14 protein-coding genes are annotated in these 17,792 nt (G+C 71.8%); 6 read left to right on the forward strand and 8 right to left on the reverse strand.

Translation table 11 applies throughout. The features are described from left to right. Positions 1 to 77: 77 nt before the first annotated feature. The 6 genes from ACWD0F_RS20315 to ACWD0F_RS20340 all read right to left on the reverse strand — a co-directional run bounded on the left by ACWD0F_RS20315 (position 78) and on the right by ACWD0F_RS20340 (position 9,423). Complete coding sequence (locus ACWD0F_RS20315) at positions 78 to 3,041, reverse strand: helix-turn-helix transcriptional regulator (protein WP_449877555.1); 2,964 nt, start codon at positions 3,039 to 3,041, stop codon at positions 78 to 80. 183 nt (positions 3,042 to 3,224) lie between these two features. Beyond that, positions 3,225 to 3,659, reverse strand: a complete 435-nt coding sequence (locus ACWD0F_RS20320) for a GNAT family N-acetyltransferase (protein WP_449877557.1) — start codon at positions 3,657 to 3,659, stop codon at positions 3,225 to 3,227. A 154-nt stretch (positions 3,660 to 3,813) separates the two neighbouring features. Next, positions 3,814 to 4,950: an acyl-CoA dehydrogenase family protein gene (locus ACWD0F_RS20325; RefSeq protein ID WP_449877559.1), complete on the reverse strand. Its 1,137-nt coding sequence runs from the start codon at positions 4,948 to 4,950 to the stop codon at positions 3,814 to 3,816. A gap of 1 nt (position 4,951) precedes the next feature. Beyond that, positions 4,952 to 5,857, reverse strand: a complete 906-nt coding sequence (locus ACWD0F_RS20330; protein ID WP_449877561.1) for a hydroxymethylglutaryl-CoA lyase — start codon at positions 5,855 to 5,857, stop codon at positions 4,952 to 4,954. After that, positions 5,857 to 7,851: an acetyl/propionyl/methylcrotonyl-CoA carboxylase subunit alpha gene (locus ACWD0F_RS20335; RefSeq protein ID WP_449877563.1), complete on the reverse strand. Its 1,995-nt coding sequence runs from the start codon at positions 7,849 to 7,851 to the stop codon at positions 5,857 to 5,859. Before ACWD0F_RS20335 ends, ACWD0F_RS20330 begins: the two co-directional genes overlap by 1 nt. 3 nt (positions 7,852 to 7,854) lie before the next feature. Further along, positions 7,855 to 9,423: a carboxyl transferase domain-containing protein gene (locus ACWD0F_RS20340; RefSeq protein WP_449877565.1), complete on the reverse strand. Its 1,569-nt coding sequence runs from the start codon at positions 9,421 to 9,423 to the stop codon at positions 7,855 to 7,857. Positions 9,424 to 9,538: 115 nt separating this feature from the next. Here ACWD0F_RS20340 and ACWD0F_RS20345 point away from each other — a divergent pair, with 115 nt between their 5' ends. The 4 genes from ACWD0F_RS20345 to ACWD0F_RS20360 all read left to right on the forward strand — a co-directional run bounded on the left by ACWD0F_RS20345 (position 9,539) and on the right by ACWD0F_RS20360 (position 12,571). Then, positions 9,539 to 10,081, forward strand: a complete 543-nt coding sequence (locus ACWD0F_RS20345) for a TetR/AcrR family transcriptional regulator (RefSeq protein ID WP_449877830.1) — start codon at positions 9,539 to 9,541, stop codon at positions 10,079 to 10,081. A gap of 76 nt (positions 10,082 to 10,157) precedes the next feature. Then, the gene (locus tag ACWD0F_RS20350) at positions 10,158 to 10,736 is read left to right on the forward strand and encodes a PadR family transcriptional regulator (protein WP_449877567.1); all 579 of its coding nucleotides are present in this window, start codon (positions 10,158 to 10,160) and stop codon (positions 10,734 to 10,736) included. Next, complete coding sequence (locus ACWD0F_RS20355; protein WP_449877569.1) at positions 10,737 to 11,714, forward strand: ATP-binding cassette domain-containing protein; 978 nt, start codon at positions 10,737 to 10,739, stop codon at positions 11,712 to 11,714. Positions 11,715 to 11,716: 2 nt separating this feature from the next. Next, positions 11,717 to 12,571, forward strand: a complete 855-nt coding sequence (locus ACWD0F_RS20360; protein WP_449877571.1) for an ABC transporter permease — start codon at positions 11,717 to 11,719, stop codon at positions 12,569 to 12,571. A gap of 58 nt (positions 12,572 to 12,629) precedes the next feature. On the opposite strand, the gene ACWD0F_RS20365 is transcribed toward ACWD0F_RS20360, so the two are convergent. Further along, positions 12,630 to 13,982 carry a hypothetical protein gene (locus tag ACWD0F_RS20365; RefSeq protein WP_449877574.1) on the reverse strand — a complete coding sequence of 451 codons (1,353 nt, stop codon included), beginning with the start codon at positions 13,980 to 13,982 and terminating at the stop codon, positions 12,630 to 12,632. Positions 13,983 to 14,181: 199 nt separating this feature from the next. Between ACWD0F_RS20365 and ACWD0F_RS20370 the strand changes: the two genes are divergently transcribed. After that, a complete protein-coding gene (locus ACWD0F_RS20370; RefSeq protein ID WP_449877576.1) occupies positions 14,182 to 16,401 on the forward strand; it encodes a thiamine pyrophosphate-dependent enzyme in 2,220 nt (739 codons plus the stop codon). On the opposite strand, the gene ACWD0F_RS20375 is transcribed toward ACWD0F_RS20370, so the two are convergent. Continuing rightward, complete coding sequence (locus ACWD0F_RS20375) at positions 16,398 to 17,096, reverse strand: M50 family metallopeptidase (protein WP_449877579.1); 699 nt, start codon at positions 17,094 to 17,096, stop codon at positions 16,398 to 16,400. The genes ACWD0F_RS20370 and ACWD0F_RS20375 overlap by 4 nt on opposite strands. Before the next feature lie 227 nt (positions 17,097 to 17,323). Here ACWD0F_RS20375 and ACWD0F_RS20380 point away from each other — a divergent pair, with 227 nt between their 5' ends. After that, a complete protein-coding gene (locus ACWD0F_RS20380; protein ID WP_449877581.1) occupies positions 17,324 to 17,782 on the forward strand; it encodes a nuclear transport factor 2 family protein in 459 nt (152 codons plus the stop codon). The last annotated feature ends 10 nt before the right edge of the window (positions 17,783 to 17,792 follow it).

The following is a 17,792-nucleotide window of genomic DNA, read 5'->3' on the forward strand; positions in this document are numbered from 1 at the left end:
CGAACGGAAAGAGCCGTCCAACCGGAAGAACCTGAGGTCGGACGAAAAGCCGTTCAGCCGGAGGACCAGAAATCGGCTTAGTCGGCGTCGTAGAGGCCCAGGCGGTGGGCGGTGGCCGCAGCCTCGCCGCGGGTGGCGACGCCGAGCTTGGCCAGGATGTTGGACACGTGCACGCTCACCGTCTTGATCGAGATGAACAGCGCCTCGGCGATCTCCCGGTTGCTCCGCCCGCTCGTCACCTCCCGCAGCACCTCCAGCTCCCGAGCCGTCAACCCCAGCGGCGGCCCGTCGGCCGCCTCGTCGGCCCCGCCGATCCGGGCGCGCCGCCCGAAGACGTCGAGCTGCTCCAGCAGCGGCGTGGCGCCCAGGTGGCCGGCGAGCTCCCGGGCACGCCTCAGGCGCGTCGCGGCCCCCTGCCGGTCGCCCGCCGCCAGCGCCGCCTGCGCCGCGCCCGCCAGGCTCCTGGCCTCCGCGTACGGCTGCGCCAGCGCCGCCCACGCCCCCGCCGCCGCGTCCCACGCCCTTAACTGCCACGCGGCCGGATCGGCGGCGCCGTCCAACGGCGGCTCCAGCCCGAGCAGCGCGGTGAACGTCAGCCGGTGCGCCTGCTGGAGATCCCCTTCGGCCTCAAGCTCCCGCCCGAGCGCCCGCAACCGCGGCACCAGCGACGCCCCGAGCTGAGCGAGCGCCGCCCCACCCCGCCCCACGTCACCATAAGGCCGCCCCGCCGGCACGACGGCCGTCAGCACGTGCGCGAAGCTCACCAGCACCGGCCAGGAGTAACGCGGGCTCGACAGCAGATCGCGCTCCTCCAGCGCCCGCGCGATCATCGCGACCGCCTCCTCGACCTGCCCCCGCCCCCGCAGCAGCACGACCTCCCTGCACAGATGCGGCAGCACGGACTGATCCCGATAGGTCCCGCGCGCCAGCACGCTCTGCGACGACGCCAGTAGCGCCTCCGCCCGGTCGAACTGCCCCCGCGCCAGCGCGATGTCGGTCGCCAGGCCCTGCAGGCTGGCCCGGTAGGGCGCCGGCGGCGTGAGGTCGAGCGCGTGCTCGATCACCTCCAGGGCCTCCTCCCAGCGCCCGAGCGACACCAGCGGCTCGGCCAGGTTGATCGCCAGGAACGTGCCGGACGTGCGCGCCAGCCCGTATTGACCGGCCTGCTCGATGCCCTCGCGGGCGACCTGGGCGGCCCGCTCGTGCCAGCCCGCGCCCTCCAGCGCGTCGGACTCGGAGATGGCGCAGCGGGCGACCGCGTTGTACGCCCCGGCGCGGTGGGCGAGGCGCCGGGCCGCCGCGAACGCGCCGAGCTGGCCGCCAATCTCGGAGTAGCGCGAGCGCGCCCAGGTGAGGTTGATCAGGGCGTGGGCCTCGACGTTGGCGTCGCCGATCTCGTGGCCGATCCGCATGGCGAGCTCCGCCGTCGCGATCTTCTCCGACCAGTCCTCCGGCCGGTGGAGCATGCGGGACAACGTCTCCAGGACCTGGCCGCGCAGCTTGTTGGGCGGGTCGGCGGGCACCAGCTCGGCCGCGCGGCGCAGGTCGTCGACATAGCCGTCGCGGCTCAGGTCGTAGCGGGTCAGGCCGCGCTGGCGGAGCAGGGCCGCCGCTCTGATCGGGTCGGCCTCGTGGTCGACCTCGGCGAGGGCGGCGCTGGCCAGGGCGATGGCCCGTTCGTACTCGCCGGCGAGATGGGCGACCGTGGCCGTCGACTTGAACACGTCGAGGCGCTGGCGGCCGATGCGCTCGGCGGCGTCCGGCACCCGGTCCCACAGCTCCAGCACCCTGGACAACATCCGGAGCTGCTCGTCGTAGGCGGTGGAGGTGCGGGCGGCGGCGGCCGCGCGCCAGGCGCTGACCAGCGCCCAGGTGGAGTCGTGGGCGGAGTGCCAGTGGTGGGCCAGCTCGATCGCGCCGCGCGGGGCGGGCAGGATCGACAGGTCGCGCTCCAGGGCCTCGGCGTAGCGGGTGTGCAGGCGGGTGTGCTCGCCGGGCAGCAGGTCGTCGTGGAGCGCCTCGCGGATGAGCGCGTGGCGGAAGCAGTAGCCCTCGCCGTCGACGGTCAGCACGTTGCCCGCCACCGCGGGCCGCAGCGCGCGGGAGAGCGCGTTCTCGTCGAGCCGGGCGACGGCGGTGAGCAGGTCGTGCTCGATGCGCTGGCCGCCCACGCTGGCCACGCGCAGCAGGTCCTGCGTGTCGTCGGGCAGCCGCTCGACGCTGGCGAGCAGCAGGTCGCGCAGCGACTCGGGCAGGTCGCCGCCGCCGTCCGCGTCGCTCAGCAGCGCCTCGACGAACAGCGGGTTGCCCTCGCTGCGCGCGTAGATCAGGTCCATGTCGGCGGCGGACGGCTCCCGCTCCAGGATGCCGGCCGCCTGGGCGACGGCCTCCTTGCGGGTGAGCCGGCGCAGCTCCGTCCTGGTCACCCACTCCACCCGGCCCAGCTCGGCGAGCAGCGGCCGCAGCGGGTGGGTGCGGTGCAGCTCGTCGGTGCGGTAGGTGACGACGAGCAGCAGGCGGCCCGTGGTGCGCTGGTAGCGGACCAGGAACGACAGCAGGTCGCGGGTGGACCGGTCGGCCCAGTGTGCGTCCTCGACGATCAGCAGCACGGGACGCTCTTCGGCCAGCCGCTCCAGCAGCCCGAGCACCTGCTCGAACAGCCGCGCCCTGGCCTCGGGCCCGTCCCTGTCCGGCTCCCCGAACTCCGGCAGCAGCCGCGCCAGCCCCCGCGTGGCGCCGCCGGGAACGAGCGCCGCCACCCCGTCGCGGCCCAGCCTGCGCACGAGCCCGCGCAGCACGGCGGTGAACGGCGCGAACGGCAGGCCCTCGGTGCCCAGCTCAAGACATCCGCCGACGAGCACCAGAGCGTCGTCGGCCCGGGCGGTGAACTCGCTGATCAGCCGTGTCTTGCCGACCCCCGCCTCACCGCCGACGAGCACGGTGGACGCCGCGCCGGCCCGGGCCCTGACGAGCGCGTCGCCGAGGGCGGACAGCTCGCGGGCACGCCCGATGAAAAGGGGGCTCACGGCGTGGGTGTTCACGCCCCAAGGATGCCATCCGGCAACGACAGAACCGCCACCGCGCCCGCCGGACGCCGGCGCGGCACCTTGCGCAGAAACGCGGGCCGGACGCCGGCGCAGCACCGCGCGGAAGACTGTGACGCCGGCGCAGCACCGCGCGGCAGAATGTGACGCCGGCGCAGCACCGCGCGGCAGAATGTGACGCTAGCGCAGCACCTTGCGGAAGAACGTGGCGGAGGCCTCATATTCGAGCGCGTGATAGAACTCCGGCGCCCGCCGCGTGGCCATGCCCACATAACGCGCCCCGCGCGAGCGCGCCCACGTCTCGAACTCCTCCAGCAGCGCCCGCCCGATCCCCTTCCGCCGCGCCCCGGAGCCGACCATGGCCTCCTCGACCCACGCCACCGGCCCGTTGGCGAACAACGTCAGATGCGTGAATCCCAGCAGGTACGCCTGGACGTGCCCGCCCACGACGGCGGCGATCAGCAGAGCGTCCTCGTTCGCCAGCAGCTCGGGCAGCGCGGCGTCGAAGGCCTCGCGCTCCGGCCGGAACGTCAGGCCGAACTCGCGGGCGAGCGCGAACACCTCATCCGCGTCCGACTTCTCCGCCCTCCTGATGAGAAGATCGTCAGCCGTCATGGAATATGACACTAGATCGCCCCACATGGCTCATGCAAACCACTCGATGTCCGGTCGGCCGCGAAGCCGGCAGACGGCGGCGCATCGGACGGCTTTCGAACCGCTCTCGGACCGCTCCCACCTCTGCGGCCGCCGTTTCAATCATCCCAGATCATCACAGATCGGCCAGGCCGAGCTGGCGGGCGATCAGCATGCGCTGCACCTCGCTCGTCCCCTCCCCGATCTCCAGGATCTTGGCGTCGCGGTAGAAGCGCCCGACGGGGAACTCGTTCATGAACCCGTATCCGCCGAACACCTGCGTCGCGTCCCGCGCGTTGTCCATGGCCGCGTCCGACGCCACCAGCTTGGCGATCGCCGCCTCCTTCTTGAACGCCGCGCCCTCCCGCATCCGCTCGGCCGCGTGGTAGTAGGCCAGGCGGGCGGTGTGCGCCCGGACCTCCATGTCGGCGATCTTGAACTGGATGGCCTGGTAGTGGCCGATCGGATGGCCGAACGCCGTCCGCTCCCTGACGTAGCGCAGGCACTCGTCCACGCACCCCTGGGCCAGCCCCACGCTGACGGCGGCGATCGCGATGCGCCCCTCGTCGAGGGTCTGCAGGAACTGGGCGTAGCCGCGGCCGCGCTCGCCCAGGAGGTTCGCGGCGGGGACACGGCAGTCGGTGAAGGACAGCTCGCGGGTGTCGGAGGCGTTCCAGCCGACCTTGGAGTACTTCTTCGACACCGTGAACCCCGGCGTGCCGCTCGGCACGAGGATCGTGGAGATCTCCCGGTCGCCGGTGAGCGCGGCCACGCCGACGACGCCGGTGATGTCGGTGCCGGAGTTGGTGATGAACGCCTTCGTCCCGTTGATCACCCATTCGCCGCCGTCGAGCACGGCGGTGCTGCGCATCCCGCCGGGCACGTCCGTGCCGCCGCCCGGCTCGGTCAGGCCGAAGGCGCCCAGCTCGGCGCCTGAGGTGAGCCTGGGCAGCCAGTGCTCGCGCTGCTCCTGGTCGCCGAACCGGAAGATCGGCATCGCGCCCAGCGACACCGCGGCCTCCAGGGTGATCGCCACGCTGGAGTCGACCCGGGCCAGCTCCTCCAGCGCCAGGCAGAGGGCGAAGTAGTCGCCGCCCATGCCGCCGTACTCCTCCGGGAACGGCAGGCCGAACAGGCCCATCGCGCCCATCTGCCGCACGATGTCGTACGGGAACTCCTCGCGCTCGTAGAAGCCGCCGATGACCGGCGCCACCACCTCGCGGGCGAACGACTCGACCGTCTTGCGCAGCTCTTCGTACTCGTCCTTGAGCATGTCAGCCTTTCGACAGCGCCTGTACGACGCGGGATGGGCTGGGCCGGCCGAGCAGCTCCGCCAGCCAGGTGCTGGTGGCGACGAGCTTGCCCAGGTCGAGCCCCGTCTCGATGCCGAGTCCGCGCAACATCCAGACCAGGTCCTCGGTGGCGAGGTTGCCGGTGGCGGACTCGGCGTACGGACAGCCGCCGATGCCGCCGGTGGAGGCGTCGACCGTGGTCACGCCCGCTTGCAGCGCGGCCAGGGTGTTGCTCAGCGCCTGGCCGTAGGTGTCGTGGAAGTGCACGGCGAGCCGCTCCGGCGTGCGGAAGGCGCCGATCAGGTCCGTGACGTGGCCGGGCGTGCCGACGCCGATGGTGTCGCCCAGGGACAGCTCGTGGCAGCCCAGCCCGAGCAGCCGCTCCCCGACGGAGACCACCTGCGTGATCGGCGTCGGCCCCTCCCACGGGTCGCCGAAGCACATTGACACGTACGCCCGTACCTTGACGCCGCCGTCCAGCGCCCGCGCCACGACCGGCTCGAACATCTCGAACTGGCTCTCCAGGCTCCGGTTCAGGTTCTTGGCCGCGAACGTCTCCGTGGCGCTGGCGAAGATGGCGATCTCGTCCACGCCGAGGGCGAGCGCCCGGTCGAGGCCGCGCGGGTTGGGGACCAGGACCGGATAGCGCACGCCCGGCCTGCGGTGCAGCCTGGTCAGCAGCTCCTCGGCGTCGGCGAGCTGCGGCACCCACGTGGGGTGCACGAAGCTGGTCGCCTCGATCGCCTTGTGCCCCGCGTCGGCGAGCCGGTCGATGAGCTCGGCCTTCACCTCGACGGGGATCACGGACGACTCGTTCTGCAGGCCGTCGCGCGGGCCGACCTCGTAGATCGTGACCTGCTGCGGAAGTCCTCGCATGGGATACGGCATCACGCCTCCTCGGTAGTGACGACGGCCAGGACGGCGTCCATGTCGACCGGCCGGCCCGCCTGCGCGGGCAGCTCGGCGACCGTTCCGTCGCACGGGGCGGTGACCGTGTGCTCCATCTTCATGGCCTCGACGATGACCAGCGCCTGCCCCGCGCTCACCCGGTCGCCCACCTGGGCCTTGACCACGAGGACCGTGCCCGGCATGGGACTGCGCACGACGCCGTCGGCCGCCGCGGCGGCGCCCGGCCGGTCGCCGGGGTCGCCGATGAGGTGCCGGTCGAACGCCCACGACGCGCCGCCCTTGCCGAGCCAGAGGGTGCCGGCCTGACGCGCGCACAGGTAACGCTCGGTCCGTCCGCCGAGCGTCACGATCAGATCCGCCCCGCCGCCCGAGCCGGCCAGGTCCGCGCCGCCGAGCGAGCCGGCCGGGGCCGCGCCGTCGAGCCGGATGCGTGCGGTGGTGATCGCGTCGCCGGTCCGGACCTCGGCCGACTCCTCGGGCAGCCCGCGCACCTGGACCGCGTGCACGCCGTCCCGCGACTCCAGCCGCCAGGTGGTCCACGCGTGCTCGCCGACCCGCCATCCGTCCGTGACGTCCCAGGGGTCGTCGCCCTGGGGCAGCGCGTGGAAGGCGAGCGCCGCCGCCGCCGGCACGTCCGCCGGCACGTCCGCGCCCGGGACCAGCTCGGGCAGCGCCCGCTCGACCAGGCCGGTGTCCAGCTCGCCCGCCACGACGGCGGGGTGCGTGGCCAGGGCCCGCAGGAACGGCACGTTGGTGACGACGCCCAGGACGGCCGTGCCGGCCAGCGCCCGGTCGAGCAGCCGCAACGCCGCCTCCCGGTCCGGCGCCCAGGCGACGACCTTGGCCAGCATCGGGTCGTACTCGCTGCCCACGACCCCGCCCGCGGCCAGCCCGGAGTCGACGCGCACCCCGTCCATCGCGGGCTCGCGCAGCGCGACGACGGTCCCGCCGCTGGGCAGGAAGCCGCGCGCCGGGTCCTCGGCGTAGACGCGGGCCTCGACGGCGTGGCCGTTCAGCCGCACGTCCTGCTGCCCGAACGCCAGCCGCTCCCCCGCCGCCACCCGCACCTGCAGCTCCACCAGGTCCAGGCCGGTCACCATCTCGGTCACCGGATGCTCGACCTGGAGGCGGGTGTTCATCTCCATGAAGTGGTAGGCCCCGGTGGCGCCGTCCACGATGAACTCGACCGTGCCGGCGCCGGTGTATCCGGCCGCGCGGGCGGCCTCCACGGCCGCGGCGCCCATCCGGGCCCGCGTCTGCGGGCTCACGAAGGGCGACGGCGCCTCTTCGATGATCTTCTGGTGCCTGCGCTGCAGGCTGCACTCGCGCTCGCCCAGGTGCACGACGTTGCCGTGGGCGTCGGCCAGGATCTGGATCTCGATGTGGCGGGGGTTGGCGACGTAGCGCTCGATCAGCAGGGTCGCGTCCCCGAACGCCGCCCGCGCCGTGCGCCGGGCCGACTCCAGCGCGTCGGGCAGCTCGGCGGCCGAGCGCACCAGCACCATGCCCTTGCCCCCGCCGCCCGCGGACGGCTTGATCAGGGCGGGGAAGTCGTTCCAGGTCTCCAGCGCGTCCGCGGGCTCGGCACCGCCCGGCACCACCGGGACCCCTGCGGCCGACACCGTGGCCTTGGCGCGGATCTTGTCGCCCATCGCCTCGATGGCCTCGGCCGGCGGCCCGATGAAGACCAGCCCGGCCGCCGCGCAGCGCCGCGCGAACGCGGCGTTCTCCGCGAGGAAGCCGTAACCCGGATGGACGGCCCGCGCCCCGGACTCCCGGGCCGCCCGCACCATCGCCTCAATATCCAGATATGTCGGCACCTGGAGGGCGGTGTCGGCTTCGAGTGCGTGCCTGGACCCCGCGTCGGACGGCGTGTACACGGCCACCGACTCGATGCCGAGCCGGCGCAGCGTGCGGGCGATCCGGACGGCGATCTCGCCCCGGTTGGCGATCAGAACACGTTCGAACAACATGCGTCACATCCGGAAGACGCCGTAACCGGCGGGTTCGAGCGGGGCGTTGGCCGCCGCGGACAGCGCCAGGCCCAGGACGGTCCTGGTGTCGAGCGGATCGATCACCCCGTCGTCCCAGAGCCTGGCCGTGGAGTAGTAAGGGTTGCCCTGATCCTCGTACTGTGCCCGGATCGCGGCGGCGTCGGCGTTGCCGACGGTCGTGAGCACGTTCGCGGCCTGCTCGCCGCCCATGACCGAGATGCGGGCGTTCGGCCACATCCACAGGAACCTGGGCGAGTACGCCCGCCCGGCCATCGCGTAGTTGCCCGCGCCGAACGAGCCCCCGATCACCACCGTGAACTTGGGCACCCGCGCGCACGAGACCGCCGTCACCATCTTGGCCCCGTGCTTGGCGATGCCGCCCGCCTCGTAGGCCGCGCCGACCATGAAGCCGCTGATGTTCTGCAGGAACACCAGGGGGATGCGCCGCTGGTCGCACAGCTCGATGAAGTGCGCCCCCTTCATCGCCGACTCGCTGAACAGGATGCCGTTGTTGGCCACGATCCCCACCGGATGGCCGTGAAGGTGGGCGAACCCGGTGACGAGCGTCGCGCCGTACTCGGCCTTGAACTCCAGGAAGCGCGACCCGTCGGCGATCCTGGCGATCACCTCGCGCACGTCGTACGGCTGGCGGGTGTCGGCGGGGACGACGCCGTACAGATCGCGCGGGTCGTGCCGGGGCGGCTCGGGCCGGACGGTCTCCCACGGCCGCGCGGCGCGCGGCGCGAGCGTCGCGACGATGTCGCGGACGATGGCCAGCGCGTGGGCGTCGTCCTCGGCCAGGTGGTCGGTGACGCCGCTGACGCGCGCGTGCAGGTCGCCGCCGCCCAGCTCCTCGGCCGTCACCTCCTCGCCGGTGGCCGCCTTCACCAGGGGCGGGCCGCCCAGGAAGATCGTCCCCTGGCCGCGCACGATGACGGCCTCGTCGCTCATCGCGGGCACGTACGCGCCGCCGGCCGTGCACGAGCCGAGCACCGCGGCGATCTGCGGGATGCCGCGCGCCGACATCGTGGCCTGGTTGTAGAAGATGCGCCCGAAGTGCTCGCGGTCGGGGAACACCTCGTCCTGCTTGGGCAGGAACGCTCCGCCGGAGTCGACGAGATAGACGCACGGGAGGTGGTTGTGCAGGGCCACCTCCTGCGCGCGCAGGTGCTTCTTGACGGTGATCGGGTAGTACGTGCCGCCTTTCACGGTGGCGTCGTTGGCGACGATCACGCACTCGCGGCCGGCGACCCGGCCGACGCCGGTGATGATCCCGGCGGCCGGCGCCTGGTCGTCGTAGAGGCCGCCCGCGGCCAGCGGCGACAACTCCAGGAAACGGGAGCCGGGGTCGAGCAGGCCGTCGACGCGCTCGCGCGGCAGCAGTTTGCCCCGCTCGACGTGGCGCAGCCGCGACCGCTCCGGCCCGCCCAGGGCGGCGGTCGCGAGGCGGTCGAGCAACTCGGCGGCCAGCCCCTCATTGCGCTCGGCGTTGCGTTTGTACGCCGTGCCGCCCGGCTCGACGGCTGAGCGCAGCACCGGCCAGTCGCTCATCTGTGCCCTCCCATGGCCCGAATGTTAGTCACCATTAACGTAGCCGTCTAGTATGTGAGACGTGAGCAGCACCTCCACACCTACCCGCAATCGGGGCAACCGGCGCACGGAGATCATGGCGGCGGCGGCCGGGCTGTTCGCCGCGCGCGGCTTCCACGGCGTCTCGATGGAGGACATCGGCGGCGCGGTCGGCATCTCGGGCCCGGCGCTCTACCGCCACTTCAGCGGCAAGGACGCGCTGCTCGCCGAGATGCTGCTGGACATCAGCTCGCGGCTGCGCGAGTCGGCCGTCATGGTGGCCACCTCGTCGGCCGGCCCGCCCGAGACGCTCGACGCCCTGCTCAACGTGCAGATCACGTTCGCGATCGAGCAGCCGGCGCTGATCACGGTGCACGACAGGGAGCTCGGCAACGTGCCCGAGCCGCAACGACGCCAGATCAGGCGGCTGCAGCGCCTGTACGTCGAGGAGTGGGTGACGGTGCTGGCCGAGCTGCATCCCTCCTGCCCGGCCGCGCACCTGCGCGCCGCCACCCACGCCGTCTTCGGGCTGCTCAACTCCACGCCGCACAGCGCGAGCGAGCTGCCCGGGCACGGCATGCGGCCGCTCCTGCACGCGATGGCCAGGGCGGCGATCGACGCTGCGGTTAACGACCACTAACTCCCCGAGCCGACCCTTGTCCGTCCCAACTATCTAGATATATCGTCAATGTATCTCGATAGTTGAGGAGATCGTCATGCGAGATCCGGACTTCTGGGACGCCCCGCCACCTCCTCCCGGGACGCCCTTCCCCCCTCCACCCCCCTTCCCGCCGCCGTTCCCGCCGCCGCCCGAGCACGCGTTCGGCCCGGTCGTCCACTGGACGACACCCCCGCCGCGGGTGCGCCGCGGCGACGTCCGGGCCGCGCTGCTGGCGCTGCTCCTGGAGGAGCCGCAGAACGGCTACCAGATGATCCAGGGCATCGAGGAACGCAGCCGCGGCGTGTGGCGGCCCAGCCCCGGCTCGGTCTATCCGGCGCTCCAGCAACTGGAGGACGAGGGGCTGGTGACGGGGAGCGAATCCGGCGGGAGCCGTACGTACCGGCTGACCGAGGAGGGCCGCGCGCAGGCCGCCGCCCACGGCGACGAGGCCCCGTGGGATGAGGTCGCGCGCAGCGTGCCGGCCGACCACCACGAGCTGCGCCTGCTCTGGGCCCAGCTCAACGAGGCCGTCTCCCACCTGGTGCGCACGGCCGGCGACCGGCAGGTGACGGAGGCCATCAAACTCATCAAGCAGACGCGTAAGTCCATTTTCCAGATCCTGGCGGAGGACTGAATGAGCGCGGACCCGGCGATCGCCGTGCGGAAGCTGGCGAAGACCTACGGCAAGGTCGAGGCCGTCAAGGGCGTCGACTTCGAGGTGCGCCCGGGCGAGGTGTTCGGTTTCCTCGGCCCCAACGGCGCCGGCAAGACCACCACGATCAGCATGCTCTGCACGCTGGTCAACCCGACCGGCGGCAGCGCCACGGTGGCCGGGCACGACGTGGTGAAGGAGCGCGACGAGGTGCGCAGGAACATCGGCCTCGTCTTCCAGGACCCCACCCTCGACGGCTACCTCAGCGCCGAGCAGAACCTGCGCTTCCACGCCGAGCTGTACGGCGTGCCGAAGAGCGTGGTCGCCGGCCGGATCCGGCAGGTGATGGAGATGGTCGCGCTGTGGGACCGCAAGGACGCCAAGGTGATGACGTTCTCCGGCGGCATGAAGCGGCGGCTGGAGATCGCCCGCGGCCTGCTGCACTCGCCCCGCGTGCTCTTCCTCGACGAGCCGACCGTCGGGCTCGACCCGCAGACCCGCTCGGCCATCTGGGGCTACATCAACCAGTTACGGCTGCTTGAGGACATCACCATCTTCATGACGACCCACTACATGGACGAGGCCGAGTACTGCGACAGGATCGCCATCATCGACCACGGCGAGGTCGTCGTCATCGACTCGCCCGAGGCGCTGAAGGCCGGCGTCGGCAAGGACCGGGTGCAGATCCAGACCGCCGACGACCTGGCGGCCATCGCCGCGCTGCGGGAGCGGTTCGGCCTGGACGCGGCCGTGCACGAGGGCGCGGTGACGTTCGCGGTGGCGTCGGGCGAGGAGTTCGTGCCCCGGCTCTTCGCCGACCTCGGCATGCCGATCAAGTCGGTGAGCGTCTCCCGGCCCTCACTCGACGACGTGTTCATGTCCCACACCGGCTCCACGATCCGCGACGCCGAGTCCGGCGCCGACAACCTGGCGTGGATGAGAGCGATGGCGAGGCGGTAGTCATGGCGACACAGGCCATCAGCGTCCGGGTGCCCGTCCGCAGCGCCGGGCACGACCTCCGGGCGATCAAGGTCGTGCTGCACCGGGAGATGTTGCGCTTCGTCAGCGACCGCACCCGCATGCTCTCCATGCTCATGCAGCCCGTGTTGTGGCTGTTCGTCATGGGCACGGGGCTGGGGTCGCTGGTGCGGGGCTCCATTCCGGGGATCGACTACCGGACGTTCATGTATCCCGGCATGATCTCCATGACCGTGATCATGACCGGCATGTTCTCCGCCGGGTCCATCGTGTGGGACCGCGAGTTCGGCTTCATGCGCGAGATGCTGGTCGCGCCCGTCTCACGCGGGGCGATCGTGGTCGGCAAGTGCCTGGGCGGCGCCGTCATGGCCACCGCCCAGGGGGTCGTCATCCTCGCCATGGCGGGCCTCGTGGGGGTCCCCTACTCGCCCGCCCTGCTGGTCACGCTGCTGGCGGAGATGTTCCTGGCCGCGTTCACGATCACCGCCTTCGGGGTGATGCTGGCCGCCCGGATGAAGAACATGCAGACGTTCTTCGGGCTCATGCAGATGGCGATCATGCCGATGATGTTCCTGTCGGGGGCGATGTTCCCGCTGGCCAACCTGCCTTCGTGGCTGCACGTCCTGACGGTGGTCAATCCGATGACGTACGCGGTGGATCCGATGCGCGAGGCCGTGTTCGCCCATCTGGACGTGCCCGCCCAGGTCGACGCGGTGCTCAATCCCGGCGTGCGGTGGTTCGACTTCGTGGTGCCGGTGCCGCTGGAGCTCGGCATCGTCGCGGCGCTCGGGGCCGTGCTGCTGGGCGTGGGCGTGGCGCAGTTCCGCCGCGCCGAATAGGCCGTATCCGAGCCGGGGCCCGGGGGTGTCCCCCGGGCCCCGGCTCAGCTCACGGCGTTCAGCGCTTGACGCGGACGTAGTCCTTGCCGCTGGTGTCGCCGTAGGTGTCGTCGTCGCCGCCGAACACGAACCGCCAGTGGCCCGAGTTCCACGCCTTGACCTTGGTGGAGACCCGGCCGCTGTCACTGGCCCAGGTCGTCTTCACGTACTGCCACTTACGCGAGCCCAGCGGCTTGAAGTACAGCGCCACCTTGCCCGAGTAGCCGTCCCACGAGCCCTCGTCGTCGATCTGCAGCAGGCCCTTGACCTTCAGGTACCTGCCGCGCTTGATCGGCTCAGGGTAGGCGTTGAACTTGATCAGCCGCGTGTCCGCCTTCTCGACGGGCGGCGGGGCGGGCTGGTCGACCCTGACCCGCTCGGCGCCGCTGACCGAGCCGTTGACGCCGCGCGTGCCGGCGTACTCGGCGCGCCACCAGCCTGAGGTCTCGGCGGTCGCCGAGGCCCGGAAGCGGCCGTGGCGTCCGGTCACGTCACCGGTGACGTACTGCCACCTGTGCGAGCCGTCGGCCTTGAAGAAGATGCCCACGCGCTGTCCGGACAGGCCATCGCGGCCCTCGACCCGCAGGGTGCCGCTGAAGGAGAGCTTGTCGCCCTTGTCGGCCCGCGCCGGCGTCGCGTCGAAGCGGACGATCCTGCTGTCCAGGTTGCGACGCGCGACGTCGACACGGTCGGCGTCGCTGACCGAGGCCTTGGCCGCGGACGTGGCCGCGAACTCGGCCCGCCAGTAGCCGGTGGCATTGGCGCGGACGTTGGCGCTGAACCAGCCGTTGCCGGCGGTCGTCACCTTGGCGGCCTCGCGGTAATTGTCCGAGCCGCGCTCGCGGAAGGTGATGGAGACGGACTGCCCGCCGTACCCCTTGCCATCGGCGAGGAGCCGGCCGGAGACCTTGATCAGGTCACCCTTGTTCACCTGGTCGGGACTCGCGTCGAAGTCGCCGATCTTGGTGTCGAGGACCTTCTTGACGACGACGTCGAAGGTGCCGCCACGGGACGGGCTGTTGTCACCGTGCGCGATGGCGAGCCAGCTCCACTTGCCGGCGACCGTGGAGTCGAAGGACCTGGTGCCGGTCCACCTCGTCCAGTCGCCCTGCTTGGCCGGTGTCAGCGCCACGGGTGTCCCGGCGCTCACGCCCGGAGCCTTGAGCTGGAGCTCCGCCTTCTCCGCGCCCTTGGTGGAGAAGCTGAACGTCGCCGTGACGGCGCCGCTGGTGACGTCGATGGGTGCGGCGGGGCTGATCGCCACGCGGGTGATGATGGGGGCCGCGGCCGCCGTCGCAGCGGTGGGTGCCGAGGCGAGAGCCCCGGCGCCCAGCACTATGGCGAGGGCGGCGACACGGATGCGTTGTAACATTCGGGTTCCTTTCTGGAGACCCAGTGGTGTCCAACGCGGCATTGAGGGTGCCACGTGTGTCCTCCAAGTAGACGTGCAGGTAACCGCAAAAGTTGGGAACTCTGACAAACAGTTATCTGTCGGGGTCAAACGGACCGGTCCACAACATGTCACCGGCGTCCGGCAGACGGAGGGCCCGCGGGAGGACATAATCGAGTCTGTGGCGCGCGACTCTGTTGAGACTCACTTCACCCAGGCGGTTGCGGCATTGCAGGCGGGCGCCGCCCGAGATCCGGAGCGGCCGGTCCGCGAGGGCGCCTCCCTGACCGGCGAGCAGTGCCGCCGGCTGTTCCAGCGTCAGCTCGACAGCCGGCTGCTCGACATCGCCGCCCGCTGGCTGCGCGAGCAGGGCGAGGGCCACTACACGATCGGCTCCGCCGGCCACGAGGGCAACGCGGCCGTCGCCGCCGCCCTGCGCGCCGGCGATCCCGCGTTGCTCCACTACCGCTCCGGCGCCTTCTACCTGACCCGTTCCGAGCAGGCGGGCCGGCTGCCCGACCAGGGCATCCGCGACGTGCTCCTGGGCCTGGCCGCGGCGGCCGACGAGCCGATCGCGGGCGGCCGGCACAAGGTGTTCGGCCATCCGGACCTGGCCGTCATCCCGCAGACCTCGACGATCGCCAGCCACCTGCCCAGGGCCGTGGGCGTGGCGTTCGCCATCGAGCGGGCGCGGGCGGCCGGCGCACGGTCGGTGTGGCCCGAGGACGCCGTCGCGGTGTGCTCCTTCGGCGACGCCTCCATCAACCACGCGAGCGCGCTGTCCGGTCTCAACACCGCCTCCTACGCCACGTTCCAGGGGCAACCGCTGCCGATCCTGTTCGTGTGCGAGGACAACGGCATCGGCATCAGCGTCCGCACGCCCAAGGGCTGGGTGGCGGCGGCCGCGCGTCGTCCCGGCATCGAATACTTCGCCGCCGACGGCTGCGACCTGGCCGACGCCTACGACGCCGCCATCCGCGCCGTCCAGCACGTACGCGTCCACCGCTCCCCCGCGTTCCTGCACCTGTCCACCGTGCGGCTCATGGGGCACGCCGGGTCCGACGTCGAGTCGGCGTACCGCACGCAGCGCGAGATCAGGGCCGATCTGGAGCGCGACCCGCTGGTGCGCACGGCGGCGCTGCTCGTGGAGGCCGGGCTGAACAGCCCGGACGAGCTGCTGCGGACCTACGAGTCCGCGCGCGAGCACGTGCTGCGGATCGCCCTGGAGACGACGCGCGGCCCGCGGCTCGGCACGGCCAGGGAGATCATGGAGCCGATCGCGCCGCGCAAGCCCGAGCTGATCGCCAAGATCAGCCCGATGGCGGCGTCGAGCGCGGTCAGGGAGAAGGCGTTCGCCGGCGCGCTGCCCGAGAACGACAAGCCGATGACGCTCGCGCAGGCCATCAACCGCACGCTCGCCGACGCGCTCAGCGTCTATCCGGAGATGACGGTGTTCGGCGAGGACGTCGCCAAGAAGGGCGGCGTCTACGGCGTCACCCGGGGGCTGCAGAAGCGGTTCGGGGCCGGGCGGGTGTTCGACACGCTGCTCGACGAGCAGACCGTGCTCGGGCTGGCGCTGGGCGCCGGCGTGTCGGGGCAGCTCCCCGTGCCCGAGATCCAATATCTGGCCTACCTGCACAACGCGCTCGACCAGATCCGCGGCGAGGCCGCCACGTTGTCGTTCTTCTCCCGCAACGCCTACCGCAACCCGATGGTCGTGCGGGTGGCCGGCTACGCCTACCAGAAGGGGTTCGGCGGCCACTTCCACAACGACAACGCGGTCGGCGCGCTGCGCGACATCCCGGGGCTGGTCATCGCCTCGCCGTCGCGCCCCGACGACGCCGCCGCCATGTTGCGCACCTGCCTGGCCGCCGCCAGCACGGCCGGCTCGGTCTGCGTGTTCCTGGAGCCGATCGCCCTCTACCACATGCGCGACCTGTTCGACGACGGCGACGACGGCTGGCTCGCGCCCTACGCGCCGCCCGCGCGCTGGCCGGAGACGCACGTGCCGATCGGGCGGGCGCGCTCCTACGGCGACGGCCGCGATCTGACGATCGTGACGTTCGGCAACGGGCTGCGGATGAGCCTGCGGGCCGCCGTGCGCCTGACCCAGGAGGGCTACGGCTGCCGCGTCCTCGACCTGCGCTGGCTGGCGCCGCTGCCGATGGAGGACCTGCTGCGGGCCGCCGAGCTGACCGGCAAGGTGCTGATCGCCGACGAGACCCGGCACACCGGCGGCGTCTCCGAGGGCATCGTGGCCGAGCTGGTCGACGCCGGGTTCACCGGGCAGATCGCCCGGGTGACGTCGGCCGACAGCTTCATCCCGCTGGGCCGGGCGGCCGACCAGGTGCTGCTGTCCGAGGAGGAGATCGAGCAGGCGGCGCGCAAGCTCCTGGGCTAGAGCGGGTTCATCAGGTAGGCGCCGAAGGCCACGGACACCACCGACACCAGGAAGAAGAAGAACACGTAGAAGCCGCCCGGCAGGAACGTCAGCCGGGCGAGCTGGTCGGCGTCGGAGTCGCGCGCCTGCCGCCGGCCACGCTTGCGCTGCAGCTCGATGATCGGCCTGATCCCGCCGAAGAGCAGGAACCAGGTCGCCACCAGGGCCACGACCTGCTGGACCTCGCTGGGCGCGTACATGATCAGGGCGAACACCGCGCCGCCGGTGGCGAGCAGGATCAGCGCGCCGTACAGATTGCGGATCAGCAGCAGCATGCACACCAGGAACAGCAGCACGGTCCAGACCAGCAGCGTGATGCGCCCTGTCTCGGTCAGCCACGCGGCGGCCAGCCCGAGCAGCGGCGGCGCGAGATAGCCCGCCATGGCGGTCAGCACCATGCCGGGCCCGGTGGGCCTGCCCCTGGTCAGGGTCACGCCGGAGGTGTCGGAGTGCAGGCGGATGCCTTCGAGCTTGCGCCGGGTGACCAGCGCCATCACCGCGTGCCCGCCCTCGTGGGCGATCGTGATCAGGCCGCGGGAGACCTGCCAGGGCATGCGGAAGGCGACGATCACGAGCGCGGCCAGTGCCGAGCCCGCCACGACCCAGGGGTCGGGGTCAGGCTGCACGCTGATCAGGTGGGCCCAGAACTTGTCCATCGAGGACAAACCCTATCCGCGTACCGCCTTTCCCGTGGTCCCCGAAGAATATTCGGCTGCTTGATCCCGGCCGTGCGGGGCAGGTGGTGCGCGGCAGCGAGGTCCCCGTCCTTCCGCACCCTTGCGCGCGCTCTCTCCGGTCCCGGCCTGGGCGAATGCCTGGTTGCGGGCCGTGTGCCGGGGCAACGGCGCGGCCATGATCTGATAGAGGGGTGAACGATCGGCACATGGCGCTCATCAGCGCTTTCTACGACGCTCTCGGGCGCGCGGACTACGCGGCCATGGAGCGCTGCTACCACCCGGAAGTCAGCTTCGGCGACCCCCTCTTCCAGGAGGTCGAGGGGCGCGACAGAGTGATGAGCATGTGGCGGATGCAGCTCGGCGTGCGCGACGGACTGAAGTCCGAATACCGCGCCGTGCGAGCCGACGATCACACCGGGAGCGCGCACTGGACCTCGCGCTACACGTTTTCGAGCACCGGGCGTGAGGTCGTCAACGAGATCGACGCGCTGTTCAGGTTCGAGGACGAGCTGATCGTGCGCCACCACGACGACTTCGACTTCAAGCGCTGGTCGAAGATGGCGCTCGGCCGGCCGCACGGGCTGCTGTTCGGGTGGACGCCGATGTGGCGCAAGACGATCAGGGATCGGGCGGCGCGGCAACTGGACGAGTTCGGGCGGGCATAGAGGGGTGGAG

It is taken from the genome of Nonomuraea sp. NPDC002799 (assembly GCF_053592075.1).